The sequence below is a fragment of the Pseudoalteromonas sp. THAF3 genome, assembly GCF_009363775.1.
Taxonomy (GTDB): domain Bacteria; phylum Pseudomonadota; class Gammaproteobacteria; order Enterobacterales; family Alteromonadaceae; genus Pseudoalteromonas; species Pseudoalteromonas ruthenica.
This window is the reverse complement of record NZ_CP045419.1, coordinates 233,147-244,749: the sequence shown is the minus strand read 5'-3', so window position 1 is coordinate 244,749 and position 11,603 is coordinate 233,147. Positions and strand designations below refer to the sequence as shown.

Here is an 11,603-nt window from a genome sequence, read left to right as displayed (position 1 = left end):
GTTAAGCAATCAAGGGATTTTGAGCGTATATGTCAGGGACCGATCTTTTCGATTTATCACCACTTGTTAACGCTATCAGCGACGAGCAGCCGACCGGGGTAGACCCGCGTGAGGATGTATCGCCGACGTCGACGTACTACACGTTAAAAGACTTACGTAACACGCTGCGCGCGGATGAGCGCAATGCCCTCATTGACGATGAAAGTATTATTGCTGTTGCGCGAGATTGGCGACCCTTACTTGAACAAATCCCAGACGTCCTTTCACAACAGTGTAAGGACTTAGAGCTAGTCGCTTGGTACATAGAAGGGCTTTGTCGCTTACATGGTTTTGCCGGTTTAAGTCATGGCTTTGAACTTGCCGCGCAGCTGATCGAATTATATTGGGATACCCTCTACCCCACCCCTGATGAAGATGACATTGAAGAACGTGTAGCACCGATTGTCGGTCTCAATGGTATCGACAGTGAAGGCGCACTTATCATCCCATTAAAGAGCATCGCCATGACCGAAGGAGTATCTCAAGGTCCATTCTCGTTATGGGAATATGAGCGTGCTGTTGATTTAGAGCGTCTAGATGAAGAAAAGCGAGAGCGCCGAGTTGAAGAAGGTGCGGTATCGCTAGAGCAAATCACGACCGCCGTCAAAGAAACTCCAACCGAGTACTTTGTTGCTCTTGATAAAGAGATTGATGACTGTTTACAGGCTTTCACGCACCTAAGTGAGGCCATGGACGAGAAAGTAGGTTCGCCCCAACCTACCAGCTACATCACTAAGACTCTCGAACAATGTAGAGCTGCTATCAAGCACCTGGCTGGAGATCGTATCGAAGCCGCAAATGCTGTCGATAAACCGGCTGATGATGAGCAAGCAAGCGATGGCGACGCAGCCGATAGCGAAGAACAGAGCACTTCTGGCGGCAGCAAAGACGTTATTCAGGCGAGCATTAATTCACGCCAAGACGCCATAAAACAGCTACAAAAAATATCCGATTTTTTTCGTAAGACAGAGCCTCATTCGCCCATGTCTTACACCATAGAGCAAGTAATCCGCTGGAGTGAATTAACACTGCCGGAACTACTTAACGAACTGATATCTGACAATGATGCACGCACAGGTTACTTCAAGTTGTCAGGCATCAAAGTCGAAGATAGCGAAACCTAGAATAATCTGAAAGGAGTTCTCGATGAGTATCCATGATAAGTTGAAAAGAGTAAGGAAGCCTCGCGTCCACATTACCTATGATGTCGAAACTGAAGGTGCAGTGGTCAAAAAAGAGCTCCCTTTTGTTGTTGGTGTTGTCGGTGATTTTTCCGGCCACAATAAAGAGGCACTAAAGCCATTAAAAGATCGCCGTTTTATCCAAATTGACCGCGACAACTTTAATGATGTGTTGAAGCGCATGAGCCCAACGTTGAATCTTAAAGTTGATAACACTTTGGCCGATGATGGCTCCGAAATTGGTGTTGATCTAGAGTTTAAATCGCTGTCTGACTTTGAACCCGCAGCCATTGTGAACCAAGTTGACCCGCTGCGTAACCTTATGGACACGCGTAATAAGTTACGTGATTTAATGACCAAGGTTGACCGCTCAGAGGAATTAGAAAACATCCTAGAAGACGTACTGAGCAACACTCAAAGCTTGGATAAGCTAGCCAAAGAGTTAGACGTTGAGGAGAAAGAATAATGAGCACGGACGTTCAAGAACAACAACAGGAAGGCGTAGAAGAGCAAAGCTTTTCACTGCTAGAGCAGGCAATTGGCGCTACCAAGCAAACTGAAAGCTCACGCGCTCAGGAGCTTATCAAAACCTTAACTGAAGAAGCGCTAAAAGGCACAGTACAGTGGAATAAAAACCTGACTGTCACCTTTAATGAAGCAATTAAAGTTATTGATGAAGCGATTTCTAAGCAGTTATCGGCCATTATGCACAATGAAGAGTTTCAAAAGCTTGAAGGCTCTTGGCGTGGTTTGCATCACTTAGTGAGCAACTCAGAGACCAATGCCACTCTCAAAATTCGTGTTATGAGCTTGAAGAAGAAAGAGCTGCATAAAGATCTCTCTAAAGCTGTTGAATTTGACCAGTCGCAAACCTTCAAGAAAATTTACGAGTCTGAATTTGGTACCCCAGGTGGTGAGCCCTATGGTGCTATCGTAGGTGACTACGAGTTTACTAACCACCCAGAAGACATTGAAACTTTAAGCTTGATGTCAAACGTCTCTGCTGCAGGCTTCTGTCCATTTATTTCAGCGTCGTCACCTTCACTGTTTGGTTTTGACTCATGGACAGAATTAAGCAAACCACGCGACCTTGAGAAAGTATTTGAATCGCTAGAATACACCAAGTGGCGCTCATTCCGTGACAGTGATGACTCACGCTTTGTGACGCTTACCATGCCTCGTGTGCTAGCGCGTCTACCTTATGGCGAATCGACTAAACCAGTTGAAGAGTTTGGCTACGAAGAATTTGACGTCGATCCGTCGACTTCTCGCTCTGGTAATACTGAGCATGATAATTATTGCTGGACCAATGCTGCGTATGCAATGGCAACGAATATGACTCAGGCCTTCTCAAAATACGGCTTCTGTACTGCTATTCGTGGTGCTGAAGGTGGCGGTAAAGTTGAAGGCCTTCCTACGCATATTTTCACCAGCGATGACGGCGACCCAGATCTCAAGTGTCCGACAGAAATCGGTATTACCGACCGTCGTGAAGCTGAGCTAAGTAAGTTAGGCTTCTTGCCACTGTGTCACTATAAAAACACTGACTATGCAGTGTTCTTTGGTGGTCAAACTTGTCAAAAACCAAAGGTTTACGATAACCCAGACGCAACCGCCAATGCGGCAATTTCTGCTCGCTTACCTTATATGATGGCAACCTCACGTTTTGCCCATTACCTCAAAGTAATGGCGCGCGACAAGATTGGTAGCTTCATGGAAGCAGAAGATGTGGAAATGTGGTTAAACCGTTGGATCCTGAGCTATGTCAATGCTTCAGAAGGGGGCGGTCAGGAAATTCGTGCTCGTTACCCACTTGCTGATGCAAAAGTAAGTGTTAAGGAAATTCCTGGTGCACCAGGTTCTTATAATGCTGTGGCATGGCTCAAGCCATGGCTACAAATGGAAGAGCTAACCACCTCTTTACGTTTGGTAGCAAAAATTCCAGAGGTGGGCTAAGCCCTCCTCTTTATAAACTCAGTATTTTTGCAAAGGATGATGTGAATGAGTGCTGGTGAGTTTTCATTTGTTAGTCAGGATGTGTTCGAGCAGCAGCAGGAATCTGCTTCTCGACGCCTGCCAAATGATGTCTTTATGGAGCGCTTCGTGCGCCAAAAAGATGCAACTCATGCACTGCTTTTGTGGCTTGAAAACGCCCCTGATGCTCCGTTGCAACGCAGCAATGAAAAAGTGGGGGCTTATTTAAGTCGCACTATCGCACTGATTGATGAGCTGTTACAAAAGCAGCTCAATATCATCCTTCATCACCCCAAGTTTCAATCGCTCGAGTCCAGTTGGCGTAATGTTAAATACCTCACAGAAGAGGCTGAGCAATACGACAAAGATGGTAAAGTCAAAATCAAGCTACTGAATTGTAGTTGGCAAACGCTGACCAAAGATGTCAGCAAAGCCATTGATTTCGACCAAAGCGACTTTTTTAAACAAATTTATTCCAACGAGTATGATAATCCAGGCGGTGAACCTTTTGGTGTCATCATCGGAGATTATCGTATTTCTCATAAGCCACGACCTGGCGTTGCTGGTAACGATATCGATACCTTGCAAGAAATTGTGCGCACGTGCGCGGCTGCTTTCTCGCCCTTCATTACCTCTGCAGAAGCAAATATGTTTGGCGTTGATAACTTTTCCGAACTCGGCTTTCACGTTGACTTGAGCTCCCAGTTCGAGCAAATCGAATATATTAAGTGGCGAAAGCTGCGTAATATGGAAGATGCTCGGTTTTTAGGGATAGCCGTGCCTCGCGTGCTAATGCGTGCCCCTTATGTTGAAGATGGTCAGCGTAGTGAGGGATTCAAATTTCGTGAGGTCATTAATAACCCCGATGAAGATAATCTCTGGGGCAATGCCGCTTACCCGTTTGCAGCAACGCTCATTCGTGCGTTTTGCAATTCAGGTTGGTTCGGACAAATTCGTGGAATGCAGCCTGGTCAAACTAACCAGGGAGTTGTAACGAACCTAGCACAGAGCCCATTTGAAACGGACTTGTATCAAAAACAGCCGAAACCACCCGTTGATTTACTGATTACTGACCGAGCCGAAAAAGCACTCTCTGATAGCGGCTTTATTCCGCTTTCGCCACTGAGTAAAAGCGGCAACTTGGTGTTTTTCAGTAATGCATCTGCCCAACAACCGGCCAACTACGATAGCGTTGCTGCGCGTATTAACGCCAAGCTGTCCTCGATGATGCAATATATTTTATGTGTTTCGCGCTTTGCTCACTACATCAAGGTGATGGGCCGTGACCGAATCGGTTCTTATGCGACTCCACAAGCATGTGAGCGAGACCTGCAGTCGTGGATAAATAATTACACCACCGCATCAGACTCTGCGTCTGATGAAGTGCGCTCTCGTTACCCGCTTTCGAGCGCCCGGGTCAATGTTAAGGAACACCAGGCCAAACCTGGACATTATTACTCAGTGATGCAGCTTCAGCCCCACTTTCAGCTAGACCAGATGGTGTCCAGCATCAAGTTAGTGACCGAGCTCTCACCCACTCACTACGAATAAGGCAAATAGACAGGATTACTATGAAGGAAATATTCGATTACATTCAACAAGGCAAGCTACTTGAAGCGATCAGCTACTGTGAGCAACAGTTGAAAGATGATCCCGTGAACTTTGATATACGCAGCCAATTCATAGAGTTGCTTTGCCTTAACAATGAGCTTGAGCGCGCTGATAAACAGCTTGACTACATGGTTCAGAAAAACCCTGATTTTGCTGTTGGCGCTATGAACTTACGTCAATTAGTACGTGCTGAGCAAGCGCGTCAAGACTTCTATCAAGGTAAAGCTGCACCAAAACTATTTCATGATAACGATGACCTAGATGCTATTTTCTTGGAGCTACGTATCGCGTTAAACGAAGGCGATAGTGATACTGCACAGCGCCTAGCCAAACAGCTCGAAGAGCAGCGTGCCAACCCTACCCTAGCGATCAATGACGCTCCTTGTACTGATTTTAGAGATCTTGATGATAGCCTGAATAACTACATCGAACTGCTCGGCACCAATGGCGAGTTTTACCTCGCTCGCAGTGAAGAAATTCTCAGCATCGAGTTTAAACAACCCGAGTCACTGGTTGAGCATCTTTGGTTGCGCGTCGAAATTGATATTAAAGATGGTCCAAGCGGAGAAGCTCATATTCCTGCTATCTACGGTGGTGATAACAATGAAATCGAGCGTTTGGGACAAGCGACAGAATGGCAGCAGTTAGGTGACGAGCTGTACATAGGTCGCGGTCTGAAAATGTGGTTTGTTGATGGTGAAGCCGTGGCTATTAATCAAATCACCACGGTGGCTCAACAATCTGAGCAAGCGGCCTAAAGGAATAAACGATGCGCGTTCGCAGTGATCATCAGCTACAAGCTTCTATTCTAGACAGACTCATCGATGATGAGCCTGATAATCAGCTGAGCACTAGCCGTGGAATGGCAATTAATCTAAAGGCTCTGCGCGCCAGTGTGCGCCGAGACTTAGAAGCGTTGCTGAACGCGCGGATCCATTGGCATACGTGGCCAAGACAGTATGAAGAGCTTGCCACCTCAGTGTTGACCTACGGCTTGCCTGATTTTTCAAACATGCCTGTTAGCAGCACCGAAGGCCGGGAGCTACTGTGCCAAAAAGTGCGCGACACGATTTTACGCTTCGAACCTCGCTTTATTGAGGTCGAAGTGAGCTGCCTAGAAGATGACTTGCCGCTGGATAGAATCATGCGTTTGCGCATCAATGCGCTGCTTTGGGCAGAGCCAGAACCAGAGCTCATTAGTTTTGACTCAGAAGTGGAACCGATTAATTTGGGAATGACAGTCCAAGAGACCAGCTTATGAATGACGAATTACTAAAGTATTATAATCGTGAACTGGCCTATATTCGTCATATGGGGGCCGACTTTGCCGACAAATATCCAAAGATTGCCGGGCGTTTAAAGCTTTCTGAAGAACAGATTGAAGACCCGCATGTATCGCGCTTGGTTGAGTCTTTTGCATTTATGACTGCACAGATCAGGCAAAAACTAGACGACAGCTTCCCAGAATTAACTGACGCCTTGATGGGTCAACTCTACCCTGATTATCAAGCCCCTATTCCGTCAATGTCTGTCATTAAGATGACCACTGAGAACCTTTCGACAACCGGGGTGGTGCTACCGCGCGACAGTGATGTTGAGTCTGATGTTGAGGGCATGAAAACCTGTCACTTTCGCACCTGCTATGACAGTTATTTATGGCCGGTCGAAGTTAATGACGCGCAGTTTAATAACGCCCCTTTTAGTGCTCCGCGCCCAATTTGGTCTACCACTGCCAAGTCTGTAGTAAAAATTGAACTACAGGGTGAATACAAAGAGGTCGGCCTTAAAGAAACCGAATTAAACAAGCTACGGTTTTATATTAATGGTCAGTGGCACCATAGTTTGAGCATTTATGAATTACTCTTTAAAAGCGCGATTGGCTTTGCCATTGAGGCTGAGGGTCATGAAGCTAAATTCTTCTCAACGCGTCACCTGCAAGAGGTTGGTTTTAGCGATCAACACGCCACCATTCCCTACAGCGACAAATCAGCGACTGGCTATCGCCTGTTGGCAGAGAACTTTATTTTCCCTGAGAAGTTTCTATTCTTCGACTTAGAGGATATCAACCAGTTTCTACCTGAAGATAAAGCAAACTGTAATCTGTACATCTACTTCGATGAAAGCTCTCAAGAGCTTGAGAAACAACTCGGTAAGCAACATTTTCAACTCGGCTGCACGCCTATTGTTAACCTGTTTGAGCAGGAACTAGAGCCTGTTCGCGTATCACTCAGCCAGTACGAGTACAAACTGGTACCGCGCTATATGGACGCGGATATCTCAGAAGTGATTCAAGTTGGTGAAGTCAACGCCTACGACCACAAAGATAACAGTTATCAGGTAACGCCTTTTTATGGGCAAACTCACCCGGCTTATCGCGATCAAGATCGACTTTTTTGGCATATCCGCCGAGAGTCTGCATATTGGGCTGGCGGATTTACCGAGCAAGGCACCGATACCTTTTTCAGCTTGGTTGATAGAGAGTTTGAACATTTTGAGCCAGACAGCGAACATGAAAGTTGGCTAGTTACAATAAAAGCACTGTGCAGTAACCGCAACTTGCCGGCCAATTTGCCTTTCGGCGGTGATGAACCACAGATGCTCGTACCAGAGCGTGCGGATATTATTAAGAAAGTCCGTTGTTTAGTTGCTCCCACGCATGCAGTTCGCCCTGAGCTTAGCGATGCTACACGGTGGCAGTTAGTGTCCCATTTGTCTTTGGACTATTTCTCTGGCCCTGATGCGCTTCGCAAGTTAAAAGAAACGTTACGCCTGTATGATTTTAAGAATGCACCTGAATCGAAAGCGCTTATCGACAATATCCATGGTGTTAATATTGAGATGACCTCGGCGCGGCTTGTGCAAGGTGGGCGTACGTGTTTTGCCAGTGGTAGCGCTATTACGTTGACCTTTGCAAAGGATGACTTCTCCGGCAGCGGCATGTTCTTCTTTGCTTCGGTGTTAGATCATTTCTTCGCGCAATTTGCCGCCATTAATAGTTTTACTCAGTTGCGGATACGTTTTAAGGATCAAGACAGTATTTATCATAGCTGGCCTCCTCGCTCGGGTAAGGTGCCGCTGTTATGAGTATCGATAGCCTATATAAAACTCCCGGCCAATTTGACTTCTATCAAGCGGTATTTATGTTGCAAAACCGTGCTGGAAGTCGTGGCCAGAAAGTAGGAGCTGATGCCTTACCTAACCAAGAGTTAGTGCGGTTCAAGTCTGTACAGCACTTAGGCTTTCCCGGCTCCCCTGTTGCTAAAGTCAAACCAGTCGCTTGCGAACAAGGCGGACAGTATCATCAAGTGGATGTGACTTTTATGGGGCTCACAGGTCCAAGCGGAGCGCTGCCTCAGCACTACAGTGAACTGGTGCTTTCTCGTATTAAGCAAAAAGACACCACAATGGTGGACTTTTACGACATGTTTAATCATCGCTTAGTGTCTTTGTATTACCGCGCCTGGGAGAAATATCGCCAAGCAATCAATTACTCCACGCATAGTGAGCATTTTGACCCATTTACTCGCGTATTAGGTCACCTCAGTGGCGGCAATGCACCTTACCGTTTGCATATGGCGGGTTTATTTAGCCGCCGAGTGCGCAGCGCGGTACAGCTAGAGCGTTTGCTCACTCACTATTTAGAACTTGATGTCGACGTAAAACAATTTGTCGGTACCTGGCGACCATTAGCGTCATCAGAGCAGACACGCCTAGGGACAAGAGAAAACCCCGAAGGGCAATTTGCTCGCCTTGGCTCTGAAGCCGCGGCCGGTAAATCCGTATGGGATGTAAATAGCGCCATTGATATTACCTTCCATTGTAAAGATAAAGCCAAAGCACGCGCACTGTTACCACAAGGCCCGTTAAATGGGTTACTCAAAGATATGCTCCATAGCTATTTAGGCTATGCCGTCAAAGCTAACATTAATGTAAAAACGCAATTAAAAAACCTACCTGTTATGAGGTTGGGACAACAGTCTTCAGCCTTGGGCCATGGGGGCGTAACCCTCGCTCGGGAACGGGTACTATCGCGTGATGTTTGTATTCAATTACGCGGACAATAAGGAAAAGGAAAACACCTATGTCATCTATGACCCTCAATAAACTCGTAGAGAAGCTCTCGCCAGAATGTCGAGGCTCCTTAGAAGCAGCGGCTGCGCTGTGCCATAGTCGCAGCCACTTTACCGTGGAGCTTGAGCACTGGTTGCATGCCATGCTGGATAAAAAACTCGATGATGTGCGTATCATATTGGCGAGTTTCAGTATTAATGCTGACAGATTAATGGCCGAGCTAAACCAAGCATTGGAAAGCTTTAAAACCGGTAATGAGTCTGCACCCAGCTTATCACCACATGTGATCTCTTTATTGCGTCAAACCTGGCTTAACACCAGTATCGAGTTTAACGATACGCAAATACGCAGCGCTTATTTACTTTACACGCTGGTAAAAGACGACACGCTTGGCTCTTTAACAATGCGCCATGCACCGCAACTGGAAAAAATTGACCCTTCTCAATTACTCCATGCGTGGCCCGAATTGGCCGGTCAATCAAATGAAAGTAATCAGCTCGCTGCATCTACATCAAATTCTGACAAACCAGCAACGCAAGCTTCGGGTAAGACGCCAAGCTTAGATCAATTCACCATTGATCTTACTGCGCAAGCAAAGTCTGGCAAGATTGACCCTATTCTAGGGCGTGATGACGAAATTCGACAAATGATCGATATCCTGACACGTCGCCGTCAAAATAACCCTATTCTGACTGGTGAGGCAGGTGTGGGTAAAACTGCTGTTGTGGAAGGGCTTGCGCTTCGCATCGCCGAACAAGATGTGCCAGAAGCAATTAAGAATGTGCGTATTCATACGCTGGATCTCGCGCTCCTTCAAGCTGGCGCAGGAATGAAAGGTGAGTTCGAAAACCGATTAAAATCACTAATTAGTGAAGTGAAAAACTCGGCGCAGCCCATCATTTTATTTATTGATGAAGCCCACACTATGATCGGCAGTGGCGGTCAGGCAGGTCAAAATGATGCCGCCAACTTGCTGAAGCCCGCGTTAGCGCGCGGCGAGTTGCGCACGATTGCGGCAACAACATGGGCCGAGTATAAGAAATTCTTTGAAAAAGACGCCGCTCTAACTCGACGCTTCCAAGTCGTCAAAGTCGATGAGCCTGAGCCAAGCAAAGCCATCGCCATGTTGCGCGGACTTGTACCCGTCATGGAAAGCCACCATAGCGTCTTCATATCAGAACAAGCACTGGAAAGTGCAGTGAATCTATCGCACCGTTATGTAAGTGGCCGCCAACTCCCCGATAAAGCCGTTGGTTTGCTAGACACAGCCTGTGCTCGCGTTGCTATGAGCCAAGCTGCTACGCCTGGCCCGGTGGAAAACTTAAACCGCAAAGTGCAGCGCCTTGATGATCAAATGGCCATGTTGACGCGCGAAGCGAATGCGGGCTTAGACCATAGCGCTAAAATTTCCGAATTAGAGCAACAAAAGACGGATATCGAAGCACAGTTAGCCCCGCTCAAAGAGCAATGGCAGCAAGAGCAACAAGCTATAGCCCGTGTTGGAGAAATTCTCAGTGAACTACAGCAAGAACAAGCGGATAAAGAGACGCTTGTTGCTGAGCTCAATGATATTAAGGCCAACCTGAGTGAATATGAGCAAAATATGGTTCACTGGCAGGTCGATGAAGCTCTCATTGCCCAAGTTATTGCTGATTGGACAGGTATTCCTGTCGGTAAAATGCATGAAGATGAGATCAATGCGGTACTTAACTTAGCCGACAGCATGAAAGAACGTGTGGTCGGCCAAGATCATGCGCTTGACCTTATTGCTAAAACCGTTCAAACATCACGCGCGCAACTTGCTGATGAGAACCGCCCCAATGGTATTTTCATGCTTACCGGCCCAAGTGGTGTAGGTAAAACAGAGACGGCGCTTACACTAGCAAGTGAAGTATATGGCTCAGAAGAAAACGTCACCGTTATTAATATGTCTGAGTTCAAAGAAGAGCATAAAGTGTCATTGCTATTAGGCTCACCACCGGGCTACGTTGGCTATGGCGAAGGCGGTATTTTGACCGAGGCGGTGCGTCGCCAGCCATACAGTGTGGTACTACTTGATGAGATGGAAAAAGCACACCCTGGAGTACAGGATATTTTCTATCAAGTGTTTGATAAAGGGATGATCAAAGACGGTGAAGGCCGTGACATCGATTTTAAAAATACCATTATCATCATGACATCAAACGTCGGCACTGACACCACCATGAACTTGTTCGACGATCCGGAAACAGCCCCATCTATCAAAGGACTGCAAAAGGCGCTACGTGATGATTTGCTAGAAGCGTTTAAGCCAGCTTTCTTAGGAAGAATTAACATTGTTCCTTATGTACCTCTGACTGATGAAATGCTCATCGACATTGCCAAAATCCAGCTCGCGAAAGTCGAAAAACGCGTCGCTAAAAACTACGGTGCTGGGTTTAGCTTCGAAAAAGAGCTTACAGATTATATCGTACAACGCTGTCATGAGCCTGGTTCAGGTGCTAGGAACATTCATAATATTCTACAAAATGAAATATTGCCGAAACTGAGTGAAGAGTTACTCAACAGCATGACCAGTAAAAAGGACATTAATTCAGTATCATTGACTATCGAAGGTGATGAGTTAGTGATTGAGGTGGCTTAACCACCTCAAATCGAATTGCAAAAATCAGAATAATATAATTTCTTATTAATTATATTCTTGTGTTAGATATCGCAATTAAATATAATTTACTCAGCGCATATAAA

General features: G+C 46.3%; 9 protein-coding genes. All 9 read left to right on the top strand.

The genetic code is table 11. The features are described from left to right. Positions 1-29: 29 nt before the first annotated feature. From tssA to tssH, 9 genes are read left to right on the top strand one after another with little or no spacing between them, the layout of a single operon-like run. On the top strand, positions 30-1,163 hold the full coding sequence (gene tssA / locus FIU82_RS16235; protein ID WP_152441619.1) for a type VI secretion system protein TssA: 1,134 nt from the start codon (positions 30-32) through the stop codon (positions 1,161-1,163). A gap of 22 nt (positions 1,164-1,185) precedes the next feature. Next, a complete protein-coding gene (tssB, locus tag FIU82_RS16230) occupies positions 1,186-1,686 on the top strand; it encodes a type VI secretion system contractile sheath small subunit (RefSeq protein WP_138509746.1) in 501 nt (166 codons plus the stop codon). After that, a complete protein-coding gene (tssC, locus tag FIU82_RS16225) occupies positions 1,686-3,176 on the top strand; it encodes a type VI secretion system contractile sheath large subunit (protein ID WP_045980637.1) in 1,491 nt (496 codons plus the stop codon). Before tssB ends, tssC (FIU82_RS16225) begins: the two co-directional genes overlap by 1 nt. Positions 3,177-3,221: 45 nt before the next feature. Further along, a complete protein-coding gene (gene tssC / locus FIU82_RS16220; protein ID WP_152441618.1) occupies positions 3,222-4,745 on the top strand; it encodes a type VI secretion system contractile sheath large subunit in 1,524 nt (507 codons plus the stop codon). Positions 4,746-4,765: 20 nt separating this feature from the next. After that, positions 4,766-5,563: a type VI secretion system accessory protein TagJ gene (locus FIU82_RS16215; protein ID WP_022944425.1), complete on the top strand. Its 798-nt coding sequence runs from the start codon at positions 4,766-4,768 to the stop codon at positions 5,561-5,563. An 11-nt stretch (positions 5,564-5,574) separates the two neighbouring features. After that, positions 5,575-6,066, top strand: coding sequence for a type VI secretion system baseplate subunit TssE (gene tssE / locus FIU82_RS16210; protein WP_022944426.1), 492 nt, complete (start codon positions 5,575-5,577; stop codon positions 6,064-6,066). Beyond that, positions 6,063-7,889: a type VI secretion system baseplate subunit TssF gene (gene tssF / locus FIU82_RS16205; protein ID WP_022944427.1), complete on the top strand. Its 1,827-nt coding sequence runs from the start codon at positions 6,063-6,065 to the stop codon at positions 7,887-7,889. The genes tssE and tssF overlap by 4 nt, the downstream gene beginning before the upstream one ends. After that, the gene (tssG, locus tag FIU82_RS16200) at positions 7,886-8,869 is read left to right on the top strand and encodes a type VI secretion system baseplate subunit TssG (RefSeq protein ID WP_052698305.1); all 984 of its coding nucleotides are present in this window, start codon (positions 7,886-7,888) and stop codon (positions 8,867-8,869) included. Before tssF ends, tssG begins: the two co-directional genes overlap by 4 nt. Positions 8,870-8,886: 17 nt before the next feature. After that, positions 8,887-11,499 carry a type VI secretion system ATPase TssH gene (tssH, locus tag FIU82_RS16195; protein ID WP_152441617.1) on the top strand — a complete coding sequence of 871 codons (2,613 nt, stop codon included), beginning with the start codon at positions 8,887-8,889 and terminating at the stop codon, positions 11,497-11,499. Positions 11,500-11,603 lie beyond the last annotated feature (104 nt).

Excerpts from the sequence above, each read along its gene's own strand:
- tssA (WP_152441619.1), top strand. The coding sequence starts at position 30 with ATGTCAGGGACCGATCTTTTCGATTTATCACCACTTGTTAACGCTATC.
- tssB (WP_138509746.1), top strand. The coding sequence starts at position 1,186 with ATGAGTATCCATGATAAGTTGAAAAGAGTAAGGAAGCCTCGCGTCCAC.
- tssC (WP_045980637.1), top strand. The coding sequence starts at position 1,686 with ATGAGCACGGACGTTCAAGAACAACAACAGGAAGGCGTAGAAGAGCAA.
- tssC (WP_152441618.1), top strand. The coding sequence starts at position 3,222 with ATGAGTGCTGGTGAGTTTTCATTTGTTAGTCAGGATGTGTTCGAGCAG.
- FIU82_RS16215 (WP_022944425.1), top strand. The coding sequence starts at position 4,766 with ATGAAGGAAATATTCGATTACATTCAACAAGGCAAGCTACTTGAAGCG.
- tssE (WP_022944426.1), top strand. The coding sequence starts at position 5,575 with ATGCGCGTTCGCAGTGATCATCAGCTACAAGCTTCTATTCTAGACAGA.
- tssF (WP_022944427.1), top strand. The coding sequence starts at position 6,063 with ATGAATGACGAATTACTAAAGTATTATAATCGTGAACTGGCCTATATT.
- tssG (WP_052698305.1), top strand. The coding sequence starts at position 7,886 with ATGAGTATCGATAGCCTATATAAAACTCCCGGCCAATTTGACTTCTAT.
- tssH (WP_152441617.1), top strand. The coding sequence starts at position 8,887 with ATGTCATCTATGACCCTCAATAAACTCGTAGAGAAGCTCTCGCCAGAA.